Source organism: Alcaligenes sp. CHO6, assembly GCF_037120595.1.
In the GTDB taxonomy this organism is placed as follows: Bacteria; Pseudomonadota; Gammaproteobacteria; order Burkholderiales; family Burkholderiaceae_B; genus Alcaligenes; species Alcaligenes ammonioxydans.
Window position 1 is genome coordinate 132986 of sequence record NZ_JBANCI010000003.1, and the last position, 21193, is coordinate 154178.

19 protein-coding genes are annotated in these 21193 nt (G+C 59.6%); 2 read left to right on the top strand and 17 right to left on the bottom strand.

Annotated features, from left to right (window positions below):
• Nucleotide 1: 1 nt before the first annotated feature.
• Genes tssM through tssJ form a run of 4 tightly spaced genes read right to left on the bottom strand, consistent with a single transcriptional unit; the run spans nucleotide 2 to nucleotide 6718 of the window.
• The gene (gene tssM, locus V6936_RS12740) at nucleotides 2–3601 is read right to left on the bottom strand and encodes a type VI secretion system membrane subunit TssM (RefSeq protein ID WP_336579964.1); all 3600 of its coding nucleotides are present in this window, start codon (nucleotides 3599–3601) and stop codon (nucleotides 2–4) included.
• Nucleotides 3598–4854, bottom strand: coding sequence for a DotU family type VI secretion system protein (locus V6936_RS12745; protein WP_336579965.1), 1257 nt, complete (start codon nucleotides 4852–4854; stop codon nucleotides 3598–3600). Before V6936_RS12745 ends, tssM begins: the two co-directional genes overlap by 4 nt.
• A 14-nt stretch (nucleotides 4855–4868) precedes the next feature.
• Nucleotides 4869–6191, bottom strand: a complete 1323-nt coding sequence (gene tssK / locus V6936_RS12750) for a type VI secretion system baseplate subunit TssK (RefSeq protein ID WP_219235291.1) — start codon at nucleotides 6189–6191, stop codon at nucleotides 4869–4871.
• Nucleotides 6192–6214: 23 nt separating this feature from the next.
• Nucleotides 6215–6718, bottom strand: coding sequence for a type VI secretion system lipoprotein TssJ (tssJ, locus tag V6936_RS12755; protein WP_336579966.1), 504 nt, complete (start codon nucleotides 6716–6718; stop codon nucleotides 6215–6217).
• Between the two features lie 186 nt (nucleotides 6719–6904).
• On the opposite strand from tssJ, the gene V6936_RS12760 reads away from it, so the two are divergent.
• Together V6936_RS12760 and V6936_RS12765 are read left to right on the top strand one after the other, a co-directional pair.
• Nucleotides 6905–7294 carry a TssQ family T6SS-associated lipoprotein gene (locus tag V6936_RS12760; RefSeq protein WP_003805477.1) on the top strand — a complete coding sequence of 130 codons (390 nt, stop codon included), beginning with the start codon at nucleotides 6905–6907 and terminating at the stop codon, nucleotides 7292–7294.
• On the top strand, nucleotides 7291–7881 hold the full coding sequence (locus V6936_RS12765) for a hypothetical protein (protein WP_003805475.1): 591 nt from the start codon (nucleotides 7291–7293) through the stop codon (nucleotides 7879–7881). The genes V6936_RS12760 and V6936_RS12765 overlap by 4 nt, the downstream gene beginning before the upstream one ends.
• Before the next feature lie 3 nt (nucleotides 7882–7884).
• Here the strand turns inward: V6936_RS12765 and tssG are convergent, their stop codons facing one another.
• The 13 genes from tssG to V6936_RS12830 all read right to left on the bottom strand — a co-directional run bounded on the left by tssG (nucleotide 7885) and on the right by V6936_RS12830 (nucleotide 21174).
• Complete coding sequence (gene tssG / locus V6936_RS12770; RefSeq protein WP_003805472.1) at nucleotides 7885–8928, bottom strand: type VI secretion system baseplate subunit TssG; 1044 nt, start codon at nucleotides 8926–8928, stop codon at nucleotides 7885–7887.
• Complete coding sequence (gene tssF / locus V6936_RS12775; RefSeq protein ID WP_336579967.1) at nucleotides 8925–10811, bottom strand: type VI secretion system baseplate subunit TssF; 1887 nt, start codon at nucleotides 10809–10811, stop codon at nucleotides 8925–8927. Before tssF ends, tssG begins: the two co-directional genes overlap by 4 nt.
• On the bottom strand, nucleotides 10808–11350 hold the full coding sequence (tssE, locus tag V6936_RS12780) for a type VI secretion system baseplate subunit TssE (protein WP_131071030.1): 543 nt from the start codon (nucleotides 11348–11350) through the stop codon (nucleotides 10808–10810). Before tssE ends, tssF begins: the two co-directional genes overlap by 4 nt.
• A gap of 29 nt (nucleotides 11351–11379) precedes the next feature.
• On the bottom strand, nucleotides 11380–11862 hold the full coding sequence (locus tag V6936_RS12785; protein ID WP_336579968.1) for an Hcp family type VI secretion system effector: 483 nt from the start codon (nucleotides 11860–11862) through the stop codon (nucleotides 11380–11382).
• Nucleotides 11863–11911: 49 nt separating this feature from the next.
• Nucleotides 11912–13405, bottom strand: coding sequence for a type VI secretion system contractile sheath large subunit (gene tssC, locus V6936_RS12790; RefSeq protein ID WP_003805465.1), 1494 nt, complete (start codon nucleotides 13403–13405; stop codon nucleotides 11912–11914).
• Between the two features lie 13 nt (nucleotides 13406–13418).
• Nucleotides 13419–13976: a type VI secretion system contractile sheath small subunit gene (gene tssB / locus V6936_RS12795; RefSeq protein WP_201024855.1), complete on the bottom strand. Its 558-nt coding sequence runs from the start codon at nucleotides 13974–13976 to the stop codon at nucleotides 13419–13421.
• A gap of 27 nt (nucleotides 13977–14003) precedes the next feature.
• Entirely contained in the window at nucleotides 14004–15071 is a 1068-nt protein-coding gene (locus V6936_RS12800; protein WP_336579969.1) for a type VI secretion system protein TssA, read from the bottom strand.
• Nucleotides 15072–15255: 184 nt separating this feature from the next.
• Nucleotides 15256–15708: a DUF7832 domain-containing protein gene (locus tag V6936_RS12805; protein ID WP_131071031.1), complete on the bottom strand. Its 453-nt coding sequence runs from the start codon at nucleotides 15706–15708 to the stop codon at nucleotides 15256–15258.
• Nucleotides 15705–16514, bottom strand: a complete 810-nt coding sequence (locus tag V6936_RS12810; RefSeq protein WP_165477531.1) for a DUF4150 domain-containing protein — start codon at nucleotides 16512–16514, stop codon at nucleotides 15705–15707. The genes V6936_RS12805 and V6936_RS12810 overlap by 4 nt, the downstream gene beginning before the upstream one ends.
• A 9-nt stretch (nucleotides 16515–16523) precedes the next feature.
• Complete coding sequence (locus V6936_RS12815; RefSeq protein ID WP_336579970.1) at nucleotides 16524–17585, bottom strand: pentapeptide repeat-containing protein; 1062 nt, start codon at nucleotides 17583–17585, stop codon at nucleotides 16524–16526.
• Entirely contained in the window at nucleotides 17585–20104 is a 2520-nt protein-coding gene (locus V6936_RS12820; RefSeq protein ID WP_336579971.1) for a DUF2169 family type VI secretion system accessory protein, read from the bottom strand. Before V6936_RS12820 ends, V6936_RS12815 begins: the two co-directional genes overlap by 1 nt.
• Before the next feature lie 62 nt (nucleotides 20105–20166).
• Nucleotides 20167–20655: a hypothetical protein gene (locus V6936_RS12825; protein ID WP_235587667.1), complete on the bottom strand. Its 489-nt coding sequence runs from the start codon at nucleotides 20653–20655 to the stop codon at nucleotides 20167–20169.
• A gap of 33 nt (nucleotides 20656–20688) precedes the next feature.
• Complete coding sequence (locus tag V6936_RS12830; RefSeq protein ID WP_003805449.1) at nucleotides 20689–21174, bottom strand: hypothetical protein; 486 nt, start codon at nucleotides 21172–21174, stop codon at nucleotides 20689–20691.
• Between the last annotated feature and the right edge of the window lie 19 nt (nucleotides 21175–21193).

Below are 21193 nucleotides of genomic sequence, written 5' to 3' on the forward strand. Positions count from 1 at the left end.
CTCACTGGCTCCCCGGACAAGTAAACCCTCGCATTTCCGCCAGACGCCATGGATTTTTGGAACTGTTGGCCACCACATCCACGACAAACTGACGTCCGCCCAGGGCAAAGGACAGGCGCTGGGCACCTGCTGGTGCTCCTGGCACGACTTGCGCCTTGTCCAGCAAGCGCAACAGCGCCCACGCGCCAGTGGCCCTTATACCCGCCCCCTCGGACTGCGGTTGGGCCTCCAGGCTGACCTGACGGCCTCCTCGCGGCCCAGGCCACTGCACTCCCATCGCTACCTGGGGGCCATGCGCGTACCGCAACACCTGCCCATCCACATCCAGAAGCACTTGCGACAGTGCCGCATCCAGTTGCACCGGGGTGAATGCCAGATCAATACGTGGCTGAGTGCTTCCGGCTGGAAAAAACACGTCACGAATCACGGCGGCACGCTGAAACGCATCCAGATAACGGAAGCTGGCCGCCGCCTGCCCGTCTATTCCCGGCTTGAAACGCCAGCGTCCGCCCGACATATCCACCTGATGCATCAAATGCTCTTGAAAGAAAGCATCCATCAAGCCACCCGGTGCGAACAGACGAGCAAAGTCGTTAGGAGCAACATCCTGGCTGGATTGCCCCGCAAAGGGATAACGCCCTGCGATCGCGCTACGGCAAAACTGGCCCAAGGTGGCATCGAGCAACTGCCCCAGACTCGCTTGCGTGCGTGAGGCAATCTCGGCAGAGGCGCCTACCGAGAACTGATCCAGCGCATCACGCAAAGGTCCGGGCAAACGCCCTGCCTCGGCCTGCAACTTGGTCAGCACATTGGACGGCGGCGGAGTTCCTGCACTGCGCAAAGCAGCATCCGAGGAGGTCAGAAAGGCATAGAACTCATCGAGCAGCTCCAACGTGCCATCAATGGGTGCAGGCGCGCCCCCCGTGCTGGAGGCCAGGCGGTGATAAGGCTCAAAGTGCTGATCCACAATCGCCTCGACCTGTTTGGCCTGAGGCTCATTACGACGGCTCCCCTCCAGACCGACGGGACCGAACATCTGTTCCAAGGCCTGGCGCGTATCGTCCAATCTCACCTTGGCCTGCGCACCCAGCGATGCTCCTTGCTGAGCATCCTCGCGCAACAAACGGGTTTGCAATGCCACTTGCTGCACCAGCTGTTTCAAGGGCGAGTCGGCCATGGACAAGGTACGGGCCAACTGAATGTTTTCCAGCAAACTGCCGCCTTGCAGCAGACGCAAATCCGCCAGATAGTCATCCCACACACGCACATAATCGAGCAGATACAGGCGGCGCAATTCCTGGCTGGCGGCCCGGCGCGCCGCCTCGGATTGGGCGGCGCCCGTGTCCAAGCCCAGAATCCAGCGATCATCCTCGCGCATCTGTCGCAACTCGCTGTCAATGCGCGGTTCGACCACCGTCCAGTACCCTTCGTAGGTGTACAAGCCGTCCACCCCTTCGGTTAAAGGCTTGCCGCTGGCACGCTGGAACACGGAAGCGGCATAAGGCCCCGCCATCCCCGCGACCGACATCGGCAACAAGCCGGGCGTGGCCGCCAACATGCGACGCATGCGGCTGTACGTGCGCTGCTCCAGGCTGATGCGCGCCAGCCGCTCCCGACTTTGCGCGATCAAAGCCTCATTACGAGGAAAGGGATTCAGTAGCAGACCGGCCTGGGTTACCGCGCGAACGTGGCTCTCCAGCCTGTCGTACTGCGACTGGGTAAAACCGGCTGGCAAGTCCTGCTTCAAACTGCCCAGCAACCAGGTCTGCAAATGGACAGCGTCATAGCGTCGCGTGTCGTAGAGCATCAGGTAAGCGCGCAAGGCCTCGTAACCATACTCCAGGTCCTGGGCCTGTTCGCTGCGCAGCACAGTTTCAATACGACGTGCCAGCAAAGGAGCCAGCAGCTTTTCCAAGGCCCGCTGATACACCGTATCCGCAGCGGCTTTCATCTTCTGGCCCTGATATAAACCCATGCGCCGCTCCAGCCCCGGTGCATCCAGAGAAAACTGATCGCTTTGCGGCAACAGCGACAACATATCAAGCAAAGGCAGCAACCCTACTGCCGGCGTGGTGTCCAGCACCTGTGTCTGATCCGCTTGTTGCTGGGCCTGGGGGATACGAGTCTCTACCTGTTCCACGTAAGCGCGATTCAGGAGAACGCTGCGGCCCCAGGCCAGCCCCAACAGCAGCACACCGGCCGCCACCAGACCGTAAACCAGAAAATGTCGCAGGCGCACGCGGCGCTCCCAGCGCTCGTCCCGGCCCGCCACGCCGGCCTCCTGAAAAATCAGTTCTTTGAGCAACTGGGTCAGAAAGTAGCTGCGGCCCTGGTTCGCCACAGGCTGAGCGTGATCCGCCTGTACATCCACCTCCAGATATTCGCGCAGGGGATCACGCACCTGATCCAGGCGCACCCCGCCTTGACGCCCACTGGTGAAGTACACGCCGCGCAGCAAAAGCGGTGCCTCGAATCGGGACTGGCTAAATACCTGTTCCAGAAACTCTTCCAGCACCGGCCCCAGGCGGGCAAACTGTTGCGGAAGCAGATACGCCTCGGCGCGTACACGTTCATCAGGCTGCTCGGCCATTACTGCGGCAAGGCCACGCTCCAGGCGCTGATGCAAGGCCTCATACTCGCGCCCATAGGTGTGAGACAAGGAAAACCCCGCCTCCCGCGCACGCTCATACGGCAGGGTAAAGCCCCAGACCTGTTCCAGCTCCTGGCGGCTGCAATGATCGAAATACTCCTGAAAACCCTGGAGCAAATCCATCTTGGTGACCAGCACATAAATAGGGAACTGAATCCCGAGCCGCTCGCGCAGCTCAGCCAGACGCTGGCGCAATACCTGTGCGTGGTCGTGACGTTGCTCCGGGGTACTGGACAACAGGTCCGGCACACTGATTGTCAGCAAGGTGCCATTGATCGGTTGGCGGCGACGGTAGCGCTTGAGCAGACCCAGAAACCCCCGCCACTCCTGCTCATCACCCACCGGATCACTCTCATGGGTGGTGTAGCGGCCTGCCGTATCCAGCAACACCGCTTCGTCGGTAAACCACCAGTCACAGTTACGCGTCCCGCCCACCCCGCGCAAGGAGGTTTTCCCATAGCGTTCCGACAAGGGAAACTGCAGTCCCGAATTGACCAGTGCCGTTGTTTTACCGGCACCTGGCGCCCCGATAAAGACGTACCAGGGCAACTGGTACACGTACTGACGTGACAAAAGGGAGCGCAGGCGCCCGCCCACATGCGAGCCGAAACGAATCCGCTTGAGCAATTCGATCGCTTCGTCAAACTGGCTTTGCAATGGATGGGAAGTGACGCTCACAGCCGCGGCCGCCGCCTTTGGCGCGGGACGGCTCAGCTGTCCCAGCAACTGCGCGTTCAAGCGGCCTTCGCGCCAACTGCGCCAAAGCAGACGCACCAGCCAGAACAGCAACACTGCCGCCATTGCTATCCAGCGTGACAGCTCGGTTTCCAGCGGCCGGGTCTGACCCACCGCCAGCAAGGGCCCCAGTACCCAGATCAGCACCAGCAGGATCACGACGCCCACAAAGGTCCAGACGCCGCGGCTAAAGACCAGATTCAACAGACGTGTCATTGCCCGGACTCCTTGCTCAAGGGCACGATGGTGATTTCCACCCGGCGATTCTGGGCACGACCCTGAGCGCTGCGATTGTCGGCCACGGGCGCGGCATCGGCCCGGCCTTGAGCACGCACGCGTTCAGGCTGGCTCAACCGCTCCTGCAGCACGGCTTTTACCGAGTCGGCGCGCGCCTGCGAAAGATGAAAATTAGATGGAAAGCGCACACTGCGTATGGGCACGTTATCGGTATAACCTTCTACCAACACCAGCCCCGGCGCGGCCTCCACGCCATCGGCAATGCGTGCAATGACAGGCAGCAGCGGTGCGCGGACCTGGTCCGCTCCGGAGTCAAACAAACCGTCTCCGCGCAAGACAATGACACTGCGGTCGGCCTGGTCCCTGACGGTCAGCAGCCCCTCGGCAATCTCAGGAGCCAGCAGCTCTGCCAAGGCCAAAGGCGCAGGTGGCGTCACACCGGCTGGTTCGGTCAGCCCTTGTGTCTGCAAGGCTGGCAAGCGCAGGGCCACGATGTCCTCAAAGACCTGATCCGATTGCCGGTTGAGCAACAGGTTTGCGCCCAGATACATCAGCATGCACAGCAGCAGCGCCACGCAAACCGCAACCCAGATCGGCACCGGTAAGGGTTTGCCCACTTTTTGCGCCGGTTTGTCCCGCCAATGTGGAGACAGGGCTGCCGCCACTGTGGGACCGTACTGACGCAAGCTCAGGTAAAGACGCTGACGCACCGTCTCCAGTTGGCTCGCTCCCTGCTCATGGACGCGGTAGCGGCCTTGAAACCCCAAGGCCAGGCAAAAATACATCAGCTCCAGCAAGTGCAAATGCGCAGCCGGGCTTTGCATCAGCTTGTCCAGAAGCTGGAAGAACTTCTCTCCCCCCCAGGTCTCGTTGTGAAAAGTGACTAGCAAAGTATGCGAGGACCAGACGCCCGCCTGCCCCCAAGGCGTCAAGGCGGCTGCCTCGTCCAAGGTCGTACACAAGCAATAACGGGCCGCCAAAATGGTCTCATTGGCTACGGGTACCGCCTGTGCGCGCAACTCGAACTGACGGATTTCAGCCACCAGCTTGGCACGCAAGCCCGCCGGGTCTGCATGGTGGGTGCTACGACGAATATCCGACACCATGACCAACAAGGGGTTGGCGGCCTCCAACAGGGGATTGGCGCCTTGAGCGATAAAGCGCGGTGCGTCCGCGCACGATGGGCGCGGTTCGGGCACCGAGCCCGCGCCCCAGGAAACTGTCTCGTTCATAGCCATGCTCCGGTTCAGCGGCGTATCGCCCAAAACTCAAGTTGCAGACCAGGAAAATCTCCGGCCAGATGCAGGGCCAAGGCGCCGTTGTGCTCAAGCTGACGCCATAACTCGCCACCTTTTTCCAGCTCGAAGTAGGTGAACCCGGCGTGATAGGGCAAAGCACGCGGCGCAACAGACAAGGGCTGCAAACCGATACCGGGCAATTGCAGATGGACCAGATCGCGAATGCGCTCCACCGGCCCCAGTTTCACTTGCGCTGCAAAATGCTGGCGTACTGTCTGAGCAGGCAAGTCAGCCTGTACGGCCAGAATGAAACCTGCCTGCTGCAAGAGCGAACGATCGGCAATGTGAGCCAGGCGCACGCCCTGGCCTTTATCCTCCAGCGCAATCGACACGGCCTGCTGCTCCAGCACTACGGCCAAGGCCCGGCGTAACTCCAGTACCAGGGGCAAGAAGGACTGGGCCAGATCGTCATGCAGATAGGGAGGCCAGACCAGCGGCTGTCGCCCATCCTGGGTGTAGGTGGCCAAAGCGCCATACAGCTCCATCCAGATCTGAAACAGCTCGCTGGGGTGTACATGAGCGCGCTGTTCCATGGCCCATAGGGCCGCCCGATAACGGTTGACCAGCTCCAGCATCATGAAGTCAGCCACATCGCCCTGCCCCCGCCCTCCCGGCCCCAGACGCTGGGCCAACGCCTGGGCGCGGGCCTGCAACAAGGCCTGTACATCAGCGCTCAACACGCTCAGCCGCGCGTGCGCCTGAATGGACAGGACAGGAGCAATAAAATCAGGGTCCAGCACCAAGGACCGATCAGACCGGCGTTCCAGAATGCGCGCCACCGGCATGGCAACGCTGTCTTCATAGACCTCGGACTCCGGCAAGAGCACAGGCTGCAAACGCCCCAATTGAGACAGACAAGGCTCGGGGGACAGGCCGCTGCTGTCATACAAGTCCTGCTCGCTGACCACATAGCGCGAACGACGTGCGCTGCTCACGTCAAACTGAACTTCTGCTCGACCTGCCTGAGGCCGAGGCAACACCAACATCAGTCGCTCGGGACGCACAAGCTCAGGGGCGGTCCAGGCCGCGATCTGCATGGCGCCCGGCCTGCTGTCAAATGGCGTCCCGTCGGGCAGCAGGCCACGCGCTTCACGCAGCGCTACACTGCCCATGCTCAGGGCCTGCTCGTCCAGAATCAAGGCTTCAAAGCCCCAAAAAAAGGGCTGTGTGGCACGCCGTCCAGCCTGGGCGTAATGCTCCAGATACCGCTCCATCTGCTGAAAATGCTGGGGCCGTAAAAAAAGCCCTTCGGTCCAAATCACTTTATCCATTGAATTAATCCGTTCCACACCTATCAATCAAGCACTTGAATGGCGTTTTTGCGTAATTGCAGACTGACCTGGACGGCATCGGGAGCCGATTGCCAGAACTTGTAAATATTGGTGGTGCGCGACTCGGGCAGCGGCAGCAACACTCGCCACACACTGGCATCCAACTCGCGATAGCCCACGACCACGCCGACGGCGGTGGCCTGCAGATCGCCCGGCCTTTTGAAGGTATGGGTCTGGCCGGGACGCAGCACGATCTGCGCGACATTGAGCAGGTCGGCTTGCAAGGCTTGTTGCGGGTCGGACTGCAAGGCAAAGAAATCCCGCGACTCAAAAGCACTTCCCGAGCGCAGCTCGAACACCAGCACCTGGACCGGAGAAGGCCGACCCGTGGTATCGGGGTTGAGCTGATCGTCCGCAGTCAGAACGATTTCATAAGGCACGGCCATGCGACTGGAGGTGGACGCGCACGCGGTCAACACGCCCAACATCAGCAGCGAACACAAACGAAGCAATCGGCAACCGGTCACGACGTCTCCTTGAATGACAATGCGCCCCATCTAAAAGCATGAATGCGACAACTTTGTTAAGGACACGGGGTGTTTCGGTGCTTACCCTTGCGCAACAACTCTTACAAAAGCATCCGCGTCATGTCATCTGGCTGTCTTTTTCCTTTCCTAGTCTTGGTGGCAAGTTCAACTTTTCTTTTTTCTGCCATGTATTTACCTGCCCGCCTGATTTCACCGGCTCTGGCCTTGTTGCTGGCGGCCTGCGCCCAGACCCCGAACAAACCGGTGGCTGTATTCAGCCCGGCTGCCGAAGCTGAGCTGGAGCAGATCCGCTCTGCCTTTCACGAAGGCGACTACACCGCCGTGATCCGGCAAGTAGGACGCTCCAGCACCTTGCCTGCTGCCGCGTCCCATCAATACAGCGAAGCCTTGAAACTGCAGGCCTTCAGCTTTTGTGTGCGCGACTACACCTTTTTGTGTGAAGAGCGTTTCAAGCAGGCACGGGTGGTGGACCCTGGTTTTAGCTTGGCCCAGGCCGAGCGCGGTCACCCCATCTGGGGGCCGGTTTATGAAAAAGTGGCGGGAGCCCAGCCATGAGCACGTCGTTAGACTGGCGTTTACAAGCCGAATCCGGTGGCCCTCCCCGCCCAGTGCCTGAACCCGGTCTGGTGTGTGGCTCCTGGACGCAGGCTGATCTGGTCTTACCCGACAACAATCAGACACCGCCCGTCCTGTCTTACCTGCGACGTCAGCAAAATGTGCTGACGATTCAACGAGCCAGCGCAGACGGTCAGGTCGCCGTCAATGGCATCGAGCTGGCACTGGAGCAGGTCCAGACCTTGCACAATGGGGATCGCCTGACCTTAGGAGACATGCACTACCGGGTGGAGTCGGGTGCCCATCCTGGCACGCAGCCTGAAACGCCTTTGGCTGCGGCGCCCATGGCCGATCCTTTCGCAGACCTGCATGTTCCCGGCATGGTCCCGGTGGGCGGCCCCATGCCGGCCCCTTCGGACAAGCATCCCTTTGAGGCCGCCGCCCAACCGGGCCGCTCGACCAGCACCGACAGCCCGATTCCGGCAGTCAGCTGGCAGCCCGAATTGGGCCACGCGCCGGAATGGGTCAGCACCTTGTCGGACAAGGAAAATGCGTTCGATCTTTTGCAGGGAATGCGTCAGGCCTAAGCCTTAGCGCCGCGGATCGTGCCAATCGGGGCGGCTGTCCAGAAACAGGCACAGATCCGCTCGGTCCTGCGTGCCGGGTTTTCCCAGCCAGGTTTCCTGGCCCAGCCCCACTCCCGCCCCCAGGCCCAGATCAGGCTGTTCACTGGCATGCAGCACCAGTTGCAGTTGAACCGACCACTCCAGCCCCAGATACAGAGCCAGGCAATAGCGCAATTGCCGCCACGCCGGACGGCCCGGCAAAAAGCGCCCATAATCCTGCCGACTCAAGGGGCCAATCCGTATGCGTATGGTTTGCTGCACGTCCAGAATACGCGCCCCCAGCACGGCATTTTTCCCCAGCCCCGAACAGCTGCGGCCCAGACAGACCTGGGTTTGATCATCCAGCGCGACCCAAACCGGCACGTTCTGCTGAATGCTGACGGGCACTTGAAAATAGCTGGCCAGAAGCGCTTGCAGGGCAGGCGCACTGCGAGTTTGGGACGCCAGCGCAGGCGCCTGAAAATACACGGCATGATCGCTCATGGGAGCCGATTCGCCCTGACTCCCTACTCCAGCCAGACTGGCCAGCCAACGCGTGAAACCATCCTGATCATGTTCCAGGTCACAGACCGCCTGCGCTTGTGCCCATGCTCTGAAAAACAGCAAAAACAGACGGTGATGAAACTGGTCCAGAAAGGCCACACCGGCATGGTCACCAAAGTTGCGGCTCCGCTGGAAAAAGTACTCTGTCATGTGCAGTGGCAAAGGGCCATTGGGCCCCCACAAGCCAAAGCCTTGCACATCCAGATGCAGTTGTTCATCTTCCCAGCGCGCGGTTTGCACGCTGGAAGCCGCAAACGCCAGACTCGGCGGCTGGCCTACCCGCACCTCTTCCTGACGCGGCGTAGGCGCGGTTCCCAAGCGAGGCTGGCCCTGGGCTGCCTGCAAGGCATCAACGGCCCGCAAGACCCGAAACAGATCATGCCCAAAAGGCCATTGCTGAATGATCCGACCCAGCTCCTCCAAGGAAGCCTGTGGCTTGAGCTGCTCTTGCTCGGCCCGGTTCACAGCACCGCCCGCGTACCTGCTTGCGGCCCCCAGGCGCCCAGTTCCACTCCTGCTTCGGAACGAAATTGGGTAGAAACAAAACTGTTCAGACTGACATGGCGGGCCAGGTAACGACTGAGCACAGCGGCCAGAACAAACGGACGGCCACCGGGAAAACCACTCTGATCCAGCGTGACCTCAAAATGCACGCCACGCGCCATCACCAACGGCCCTGGCCCAGGCATGGCCCGCTGCACGGGCCGCGCCTGAACCGCCATAAGGGACGCCAGCTGGCGCAGAGCACCCGCATCAGCGCTGTCCACATGCGGAGCCAGCAAGACACGCCAGCGATCCGCCGCCTGTATCGGGTCTGACTGCGCCACACCCAACTGGGCCAAGCTCATCTGCGCGATCAGCTCCCAGGCCTGGCGGCCTCCCGTCGAGGCCGCTCGCGGTCGGGTCAGTCCACCCAACAGGCGGATACCGGCCACAGGGGCCGACACCTGCAAACTGAAATCCGACTCAGGCGAACGAGGCAGCAGCAAAGGTAAATCACGGTTACTGCACCAGGCGGTCACACTGATCTGATTCATGCCAAAAAACTCGGACTGCTCATGCTGATTGACCAGCGAGACATAGACTTCACTGCCTACGTAACTGCTGCGTCCCCCCCAACGCTTCTGGGCATCGGACACGAGGCGCGGTTCACGGCGCAACGTGTAATAGCGGCCATATGCCCCTCCATCCTGAGCCGTACTGGCATACAAGGGGCGAAACACAACATCGTCTGTTCCTCGTCGGCCATGGCCTTGCACCCGCTCCATCAGGCAAACTTCAAAGTCCATGGGACGGGTTCTGTCCATGACCACGTGATGATCGCTTGCCTGGGGACGCAAGGCCATACGTTCACTGCGTCGACGAAACAAATTCACGACGGGCGTGCAATACAAACGCACATGGCCAGGCCCGACTCGAGCGGTCAGATCAGGCCAGGCCTGTTTCAACACAATGTGCACACTCCAGCGACGGCTTTTCAGCGCCTGCGCCCGCGCTCTGGCAATTGCGGCTTGCAAACCCCGTAGCCGCACGAAAGCAAATCGCCCCGGCAAGGCAAAGTACTCCCGCAACAAGCGATGGCCGGAGAACTCCTGGGACACCATGGGCAAGATGGCTTGATCATCTTCCAGGCCATCGTGTGTCAGGCAATCGGACATCGCTAGAAACTGCGGCGCCTCGTCCTCCATCTGCACGAATACCCCCAAGGCCTGACGCAACAAGGCATCGAGCAACACGCTGCTGTCAGACTCCGGGCCAGCCAGATGCAGGCTCAGCTCTTCTACCGCCAATTCTTCCAGTGTCAGGCCGCCTTGTACCGAAAAGTCCAACCGCAAGGCCGAACGAGCCTGTGCCGCCTGTCGACTACCCAGCGCCGCCAGCGGCAGATCAGCAGCGACATCTCCCAGTTGCACATGCGTCAAGGCCATGGGCCACAAAGAGACGGTATGACAGGTGGAAAACTCACAGGCGGTTTGCTCTCCAGCCGGAATACGGGAGCGCAAGGTGGTGTGACGCGGCACCGTAAAACCTTTGGCCAGCGCCCCTTCGCTCATGCTGGGACAAAACTGCACCAAGCCCATGCTGGGAGTGGGCATCAGCCAGGAAGGCTGGATCACATCCAGCAATTGCTGGCTCAGGCGGGGAAACTCCGCGTCCATCTTCAGCTGGATGCGGGCCGTCAGAAAGCTGAACCCCTCCAGAAGGCGCTCGACATAGGGATCAGCGACCGCCGTATCGTGGACACCCAGACGGGCAGCCACCTTCGGGTAGGCTTGCGCAAACTCGGCGCCCAGCTCGCGCAGATACGCCAGTTCACGATTGTAGTAATGCAAAAGCTCCGGATTCATCCCGATGCGTCACTCTCTTCAAGATCCAGTTGCCCGCTTTCCAGATCAATGCTGGTGCGCAGTAGAAATTCCTGCGGATACGGTTCACACCAGACATGGCCCTGAATACGCAGACTTAGCACGTTATGCAGATCCTGCTGGGAGCGGTGATCCAGACAATGCACCTGCAAGGTATCGGGCAAAATGCGGGGCTCGAAATGCAAAATCGCGGTGCGCAGCGCCTGTTCCACATCCAGCCACTCCACCTCGCTCATGGTCTTGCCGGCCAGCGGGCTCAAACCATAATTCAGGCAGGAGCGACGCACATGGACCAAGGCCTGCATCAAGGGAGTCGCCCCCTGATTGGGGGTATTGAGCAAATGACCCAGATCGCGCAACACCGCCTGGCGCATCTGGTACTGGCTCATGGGCTGGGGTGGCTCCCAAATCTGATCGGGCCGCTCGTCGGTCAACCGGTCCAGCAGACACGGTTGCAAGCGATCTGCCTGACCGCGCATCAGCGCGGCCCCGCGGCGTCCCGGTAGGCGAAAGCGGTCCATGGCGGCCCTACCTCTAGAAGCCGGCCCGATCAGGCCTCTTTATTCTGCTTGATATCCCAGGCCACCAGGGTTTCAGCCCCTTTGCTGCCGCGCTCGGACTGCTCCCAATATTGCTGCTTGACGCGCGCGGCCTGAAAGGAATAGTTGACCATCACAGTTTCCACATCACGCTCGGCATTGAGCTGAACCGAAGTCACCAGGACTTCTTCCAGCGTAATTTTGCTGTATTCCACCTGCTCGCCACCGGCCTTGCACACCGACAGCTCCACCTTGCCCAGATGTTTGCCACTGGCGCAATGCTTCATCACCGCTGGGGCGGCCTTGTCAATGCGGGCGAGCACATGCAGATCATTGAAGTTGGCTTTGCCCTGACCGCCGCCCCCGCCCGAGCTCATGCTGCCGGGCTGGGAGGCGCCCCATGAGAACGACAGAATATCGGTCCAGTCTTTGTGGTTGGCATCTTTGGACTCGCCATTGGCGCCTTCAATCTTCATGAACATATCAACAGACACGCTTTTCTCCTTGGAGGTCGAATAAGGCCATCAAAGGCCAGGATGGAAATCAGTTCTGCTCGCCTTTCAATGACGGCAAGCGCGATACCAGTCGCAACGAAACCGTCAGGCCTTCCAGTTGGTAATGCGGGCGCAAGAAGAACTTGGCGGCGTAGTAACCGGGGTTATCGGGGACCTCCTGCACCGACACTTCAGCTGCCGCCAATGGCTTGCGCGCCTTGGTTTCCTGCGAGGAGTTGGTGGGATCGCCATCTACATAATTCATGATCCATCCGTTCAGCCAACGCTCCATATCATCACGTTCGCGAAAGGAGCCGATCTTGTCACGCACGATGCATTTGAGGTAATGCGCGAACCGGCAGCAGGCAAACAGATAAGGCAGACGCGCTGCCAGACGGGCGTTGGCCGTGGCATCGGCATCGTAGTATTCCTGAGGTTTTTGCAAAGACTGCGCACCGATGAAGGCGGCAAAATCCGAGTTCTTGCGATGGACCAGCGGCATAAAGCCGTTCTTGGCCAGCTCGGCCTCGCGACGGTCGCTGATCGCAATTTCGGTGGGACACTTGATGTCCACGCCCCCATCGTCCGTCGGGAATGTGTGGCAGGGCAGATTCTCGACAGCGCCTCCCGACTCTACACCCCGGATCGCCGTACACCAGCCAAAATGCTTGAAGGAGCGATTGATGTTTACCGCCATGGCATAGGCCGAGTTGGCCCAGGTATACCGATCATGATTCGCGCCGTCCGTGTCTTCCTCGAAATCGAACTCATCGACGGGGTTGGTGCGTGCGCCATAGGGGAGCCGCGCCAGAAAACGCGGCATGGCCAGGCCGAGATAACGGGCATCCTCCGACTCACGCAAGCTTTGCCAGGCCGCGTATTCGGTATTGGAAAAAATCTTGGTCAGATCCCGCGGATTGGCCAGCTCCTGCCAGGACTCCATCTGCATGACCGACGGCGCAGCCCCGGCGATAAAGGGGCTATGCGCCGCAGCCCCAATGCGCGCCAGCTCGCCAAGCATTTCCACATCGGGCGGGCTGTGATCAAAGTGATAATCCCCCACCAGACAACCAAAAGGCTCACCACCAAACTGTCCGTATTCCTGCTCATAGACTTTTTTGAACAAGGGGCTTTGATCCCAGGCCACACCTTTGTAGCGCTTCAGATTGCGAGCCAGCTCTTTTTTGGTCGCAGGAAGCACGCGGATACGCAGCAGCTCATCCGTTTCCGTATTGCTGACCAGATAATGAAGGCCACGCCATGCCCCTTCCAGGCGCTGAAACTCGGGGTGATGCAGGATGTGATTGATCTGCTCGGTCATCTTCTGGTCGATCTGGGCAATCACGGCTTGAATGGTTTGATAGGCGTCCTCACTCAAGGTCACGGACTGGTCCAGGGCCTGCTCGGCCAAGGTGGACACAGCAAACTCAACCGCTTGCTGGGCCTGCTCGGTCTTGGGACGAAATTCCTGCTGCAACAGACGGGACAGCTCATCGAGCTGGGCCGTGTCACGGGTAGCGGTCAAGGTCTGGGGGGAAGTCATGAGGTAGGGCTCCTTATGCGTGGGGATCGCTGTCCTGATCGCCTTGAGACTCGTTCATTGTCAGGGCCTGGGGTGGGCGGCCAGCCAGGGCGCGCAAGAGCTCCGGCTGCTCAAGCAAACGCGACAGCAGCGCTTCCGCCCCGCTTTTGCCATCCATATAAGTCAGCAAATTGGCCAGTTGGGTACGGGCTTCGAGCAGGCGTGCCAAAGGCTCGATCTGACGGGCCAGTTCGGCAGGAGAAAAACTGTCCATGGAATCAAAAGAGACTTCCACGCCCAGCACTCCGTCCCCCGTCAAACTATTGGGGACCTGCATGTTCAGCTTGGGCGCGATGGACTTCATGCGGTCATCGAAGTTATCCACGTCAATTTCCATAAACTTGCGCTCGCCCAGATCCGGCAGGCTCTCCGTGTTGTGTCCAGCCAGATCGGCCAGAACGCCCATCACAAAAGGCAGTTGCACACGGTGCTCGGCACCGTACAGTTCGACGTCATATTCAATTTGCACACGCGGAGCCCGATTGCGCCCAAGGAATTTCTGTCCACTACCCGAATTGGATTTCACAGACATCAGGTCTTCTCCAGTTGATTGATGGAATTAAGAGGCCGCCGAGGCCGCATCGGATCGAGGCATGAAAACCTGGATCTGTTCCCAGGCACCGGGAGCCAGATCACGAATCAGCTCGTGAAAGCCCATAGGCACCAGTTGCTGGGCGCGCCGCAACAGCAAAGGGGCGGGATGACTAGGTTCGTACTGCTCGAAATACGCCACCAGCTTGTCCAGCAGCAGCACCACTTCTTCGCGCGATGAAACATGCAGGCTCTGCCAGTTGAGCAAATCCATGGGGGGGACTGACGGACGGCCAGACGACAATGTCACCGTACTCGTCGCACTTTCCTGTATGGGTTCAGGAGCCAGCGGCGCAGACGGGGAGGTCGCTGCATCCAGGACCGCGCTGGCCGCTTCCACGGTATCCCAGGCCCCATCGAGCCGCAGCGCCCATTCCGTCTCCAGATGCTGCCGCACCAAGGCCTCCAGCTCCTGGCGGAACTGGCGTAGACGACGCAAGGCCTGGGTCTGACTCTGGCCGGCGGCAAAAGCACGACGCAATTCTTCTACCAGTCGGTCTCGCCCAGGCAGGCCAGAGTCTTTCTGCCCCCCATCCAGTACGTATCCGACTTCGCGCAAATTCAATTGACGGTGCCCCAGGCTGACCACAGGGGCTTCACGCATCAACCGCCCCAGCCCATCAATCGCCGACAAACCCGCCAGGGCATTGACACGGGGCAACGGGTCCAGCTCGCCATCCTCATACAGGCGTGGGTGGACGTACTCCCAGCCCTTTTGCAACGCACCTAACAGCCATTGGCATACGTCCACCAAGGCAGGCAGTCCACCGGTCTGCAAACGCGCCTGGGCCAGAACCACCAGCAAGCGGATATCGGCCGAGCGATCCAGCAAATCCTGCACCAGACGGACGATGCGCGTCCAATCGGGAACCTGGGCCGGAATGATGGTTTGGCCAAACTGCTGTTCACCCTGTACGTGCAGCGCCTGCATCAAGGCCAGAAAATCTGCCTCGTACTCCAGGTTCTCCCCGTAAAGAGCCTTGTCAGGCGCCACGCTCCAGGCTGGCTGCCACGGTTCCTGCATGCCTTCGACCATAGCTGTCGTCTCGAAAAACTGATTACGCAGCCAGTCTAGGAAGCGAAGGTGACACCTTTTTGACTAAAATTTTTCCTTACTTATTTTGCAAAATAGATGTATTTACGCTCTTTTTGAAGCATATAAACGCAAAAGCGCCGCCCGCAGGCAGCGCTTTTCAAACCAACACAGAGAGCGGACAAAATCAGCTATCCAGCCCCTGCTCCTGTCGCCAATGCTGATAACGTTGCTCCAGAACCGGTCGCAGGGTCTCGTAACTGTCCCAGTCGTCGGGCACATGGTAGATAGAGGGCAGCACCTCGTCGTCCAGCGTATCCACGTAATCGTCCAGATACAGCTCGTCGTAATAAAAATCGCTGAAAGCCTTGCCCAACTCGGACATATCTTCGCTGACCAGCACGTCGTCGCAGCAGTCTTGCAACAATTGCGAGCCTTTGAGCATGTGATCGCGGCACTGGCGCACCTCGTTGGGATAGCGATCGACAAAGGTATCGGCCAGCAAACCTTTTTCCACCAGCCAGGCCAGGTACATGCCAATATGGGTGCGCCCGCCCTGCGGGCCCAGACCAGCAGGATAGTCCCCTCCGACATGCCAGTCCACAGCGTCATATTTAACGGGATCAGTGTGCGTTTTCAATGTCGTACCTCCGTAGGTATGCGTAGGTTCTTGGGAAGGGGCTGGCGGGGCGCATTCTTGCCAATCAATTCTGCTCCCCTGCTCTCCATCGCCTTGTCCTTGGCCTTCTGGGTTGCGGACCGGCGTGCTCCCCCACTTTTGACTTCGACCGCCCGGATTTTGCCCGTGTTCTTGTCCTTGATCAGTATATCGATCACACGGCGGGTCAGCGGTGTTTTTGCAGATACCTGCGTACCCATCACCTCATGGCCTTCCTGCTTCAGCTCGGCCTCAACCTCGCGTTCCCGCTGCGCGCCACGACGCCGGTTGCGTTTAAGCTGCGCCCGCTTGGCCTCCCGTGCCGCCGCCTTGCGCGCCGCCTCCGGCCCGCTGCCCGAGACGCCTTTGCCGCCTTTACCGACTCCGCCACCGGCACCACCGCCACCTAGCAACAGCACTTTGAACTGGCTGGGCACCACCCGCATGCCCACTGTGTTGACGGTATTTTGCATGCTCAGGCTGGTCAGGCGGGTGGCTGGAATTCCCTTCCACAGCACATTGGGCACACAGGTAATGGAGCGCGAACGCGACATCACGGTTTGCGAGATCAAGCCCAAGGCTACACCCGGATTGTCGCCATTACTCAAGGGTATCGTCGTGAGCAGATTATGGGCAGGGCCGCCCTGCAACAAGATGTTCCAGGCATTGGGGATGCCCATCAGCCCCGTCGCAAAATTGGGGTAAGGAATGGGCAACAGAGCCGGTGGCGTCTTGCAGATGTCGGGAAAGGCGATGTCCATACCGCCCCGTTGGCAATTGGCAAACATCCGGGCTCCTTACTCAAGATTCATATAACGCGCCGTCCAGCTTTCGGATTCGTGCAAAGCCGGATCATTGGGCAGGCAGCCTGCAACCTGCTCCTGTCCGGCCTTGTCCAGCAGGCAACGATGAAACTGGGTGCGTTCAAAATGCGCGCCATCCCAACGGGCCCGGCGGCAATCTGCATACGAGAAATCCGCATAACGCAGCTGGCTATGCTCGAAACGGGCCTGCTCCAGTACCGCCTGCGCGAAGTAGGCTTGCTGTAAAACCGAACCGCGAAAATCCGCCTCGGGGGCATGGGCTTGAGCCCACAGGCTTTGCGTCAGATTGGCTTGCCGCATTTGCAAGCCTTGGGCTTGCGCCTGAACAAACAACGCCTGCTCGGCCTGCACCTGGTTCAGCACGGCCTGATTCAGGATGGCAGACTTGAAATTGGTGCTGCAAAGGCGGGCGTGGCTTAGGTCCGCCTGAGTAAAGTCGGACCCCATCAAAACACTGCCACCCAGATCCAGCCCGGACAAGTTCATGCCTTGGAAATTGCAGTCAATCGCGGTGACCTGGCTCCAGCGACTGCCTGCCAGCAGGCTGCCGCGCCAATCCAGTTCCATCACCGCCACCTCTTCCAGCCGGGTTGACCGCAAGGACAGCTCGCCAGCCCGGCAACCTGTCCAGGTACAGGCTTGCAACAAAGCCTGATCGAAATTTCCTGACCGCAGCACACAATGCGCCCAATGCGTCTCGATCCAGGCACCGCCTTGCCAAAGAGCACCTTGCAAATCGCAGTCCTGCCAGGTCACCTCACTTGCCTGTACATGTTTGCAAGACAGCTCCTTGAGTACACTGTCCATAAAAACGCAGCCGTCCAGGGTACTGGCATCCAAGACGGCCCCGCTCAGATCGCACTGGTGAAAATGGCTACCCGCCAGATTGACACCTAATGCCTTCACGCGTGGCAAGCGGCAAGACAGGAACACGGCCCCGGAGTAATCACCTGGCGGCAGATACAAGTCACTTAAATCCAGACCTTGCAATGGCTCACCCTGGCGGATGCGCAAACGCAAAACATGAGCGTCCATCAGACCGGGCCTCCCGCCGGTCCACGACGTGCGGTGCGCAGGTAGACATTCCGGCTACGAGTACGCATGTCGGTTTGCCATCCTTGCAGATCAGCCCGAAACAGATTCACCGTATCCAGCAAGGCTCCGCGCACATTCGCTCCGCCGGCCAGACTGTTGCTCATATCAACCTTGCTCAGCACGGCTTGACTGAAGTCCGCATCAATCAAAATGCACTCTCGCAAAACGGCCTGACTCCATTGCGAACCGTGCAGATTGGCACGGGATAAATCGCAACACTGGAGCTGAGCTTGTTCAAAGCAGGACTGGGATAAATCCACGCCTCGCAGATTGCTCTCTTCCAGACGCGCCCCCTGCCAGTTTGACCCTGGCATATCCAGGCCGGACACCACACTTTGGTGCCATGTACTCGCACTGCAATCTGCCACACCATCGAGCAAACCCAACAGCCAGGACGACTCTTTCAGCGTGGAGCCGCGCAAGGACAGCCCACGCAGATCACAATCCAGCCAGAGGCATTGCTGCAGCTGGCAATCCTGATACCTCACCCCAGACAAGCGCGAGCGCATCAAATACTGCACTTCCTGCAACTGGGAGGACTCGAACGTACAGCGCAGCATATCCACATCCAGCCATTCCTGTTCCTGCAAATGGGACTGCTGAAACAACACATCCTGCCAACTAGATTCGCGGGGTTGCCAACGTATCGCCTGCACGTGACGAAACTGCACCGACTGCAAGACCGCTGCGCTGAAATCCACATCATCCAACTGGGACTGGGTGAACTGCACCTGCTCCAGGCGAGCCCGCACAAAACTCGCCCCTGAGCAATCCGCCCCCGCAAATGTGCCTTCTGTCAGAACGGCATCGTTAAAGCAGGTGCCCACACAGCGCACACCGGAAAAGTCGAAACCCTGCAAATGCAGGCCGCTCAAATCCAGACCGGAAAGATTCCGCGTTCCTGCCAAAATCAGTTCCACGCGCCTGCGCAAACGCTGTTGCCTCAGCTCGGAGACCAGCATGGCATCGCCATAGGCTTGCATGGCCTGCCTGGCCTGTTCGACAGGCTTGGCCAGCACCCCGGATACCGCAGCGTTATCACTACCCATCCTATCGAGTTCATCTAAAAGGTGTTGGGTTTCCCGGGCAGCAACCCGATAAGCCGCCTTGTCCTGAAAAGGGGATTGGCGCTGCATATCCTGCACCTGCTCCATGCCCGCAGCCAGTTTCTGACGCGCATCCCACAGCTGACGATTGGACTGACGCACTTCCTGCACCCAGTCTGTCCGGTCTATATCCATAGGCTTGGGAGGCCCTGCCTGTGTCAGCGAAAAAAAGTCATCTTGCCAGGCGGGGTGAGCTTGCGCCGCCTCCTGCGCCCACCGCTCCAGACGCGTGCGCATCGTCAATGACAAGGGATCGTCCGGGCTGCTTAGCACCTCACCCAGGGGGGCACAGCAAGCCTGGGGCAGCAAGTCTTGATCGCGCAAGGCAAACAGGCCAGCCTGATCTCCTTCGCTGCGCAAGTGCAGCACGCGCTCATAATGATCCTGGCCGCGAGCTTGTCCTGCCAGCTCCACTGCGGGCATTAACACACTTACATCTTGAGCCTGCGCATCCTGCACGGACACACTTCCCTGATACAGCAGCAACATGTGGCCCAGGTCCGGAAAAAACCAGACTGTGGTGTGCAGCAGATCCAGCTTTTGCAATCCGGGGACCCGACGATCCTGATACCAGCACATGGCTTGCCACTGCGGCAAGGTGCCGCACCACTGGGGTCGTTGTGCATGCAGATGGTGTAGCTCCCACGTACTGTCTGCAGGCCAGTGGCTCTGCCTGGGCCACCACTGATCTGGCTCCGCCGTGTTGAAAAAATGCGGGTCCAGGCTGTCGAGCATCATGCCCGGATCATGTTGCAACCAGGCGGGATCATAATGACCGGCCAAACGAAAACGTCGTGGTCGCAACGGAGAGACGGGCCCCAAACCGGCCGGGCTGCCTTGCTGACCAGAACGATGCAAACGCCCCTCCCAGGGTTCGACCTGAGGCAACGTCAGCGGCTCTCCAGGAGCGGCAAGCTCCATCCCCATGCCTGCCGGATTATCGGGATACTGCGGCCCTCCCCAGCTACGGCTACCATCCAAGGGCACACGCGTAAAAGGCGCTGCCTCGCCGGGCCTGCCTTGACGCCATTGGCGTCGCCCGAACACGGCCAGCCTCTTTTCAATGGGGCCGACACGGGCTTGAACCACCAGTTGCGAGACCTCTTGCCCCTGCGGAGCACAGGCATGTCCCGATACCAGAAACTCCGCGCAAGGCTTGGGTAAAGCCAGATCCACCACCTCATCGTCCAAGATCAGGCTCGACACCCCCTGCCACATGCGTGCATCAGTGCTTAATAAATGCGGCGCATCCATCGAGCACCAGGCCTGGACTGAAACACCCAACGCATGCTGACCACGCCAGCTCCAGGGACGCGCCAAAACACCCAAGCGCAATGGCTTGACTAGGCGCATATGAACTCCTTAGCCATGTTTGCTGGTCCGATCATTGTTTCTGTTCATCCTGCCGCATAAGGTCAATCACCATAGGAAGTGAAGACAGGCCGCAATTGCAATACGACCTGTTCACGATCAAGCGCGCAACGTGTCGGTTCATGGAGGTCGCCCAGCACGGCCACCACCTGACCTGGCTCAAACCGGCTGTGCAATTCGGGTTGAATCAACACCTCTATAAACGTCCTGCGCCCCTCGACGTCCAGACTAAGACGCAACAAGGGATAAACCAGCTTGAATACACCCGGCAGCAACTCCTCTTGAGCCACGATGCGCGCCTGGCATCGCAGCGCCTTCCTGGAGCGCAGCCGCTGATACACGCGTTGCTCGGGCCAGGCACGCCAATAACGCACAAGCGCTCGAGCACCAGCCACCAAGAAGCCCACCGGCACCACCAGCACGATGGCGACCAGATATGGTAAAAAACCACTCCATTCCAAAGCCATGCCGATACGTACCATCATCGCCGCCAGACTCAGCGCCAGAAACATCCAAAGAAGCAGCCCTAGCATCTCAGCCCTTTTTCCCAAAGCCGGAACCTGACACTAATCCACATACGGGCTGTGCACAGGTTTGAGCTGCAAAGCCACCTGCTCACGATCAATGGCGCATTGGCGTGGATCAGTCGCGTCACAGAGCACCGCCACCGTATTACCCGGCCTGAATCTGTACCCCAGTTCAGGCTGCATCAGCACATCCAGATCAACGCGTGTTCCCTGCACATCCAAAACCAGGCGTACCAATGGATAAGCATGTGTGCGCCCTTCCCGCAATGGGGTGCACTCCACAATCTCCGCCTGGACCCGCACTGCATTTCCCCGGACCAGCTTTCTGTATCTGGCCTGCTCCGGCCAGGCGCGGTAATGCTGCATGAAATCGCGGCGCGTCGTCTCCAGCGCTATCAGGAAAAACAGGTACAAGAAAATAGAGATATAAAAGCCCGGCCCTTCCCACTGGGTCATCACGCCCACGTAGGTAATCATCGCCGTCAGGAACAGGAGCATTAAGCCTGTGCGTACCGCCGTTGCCATCGTGAATCTGCCCCTCCTT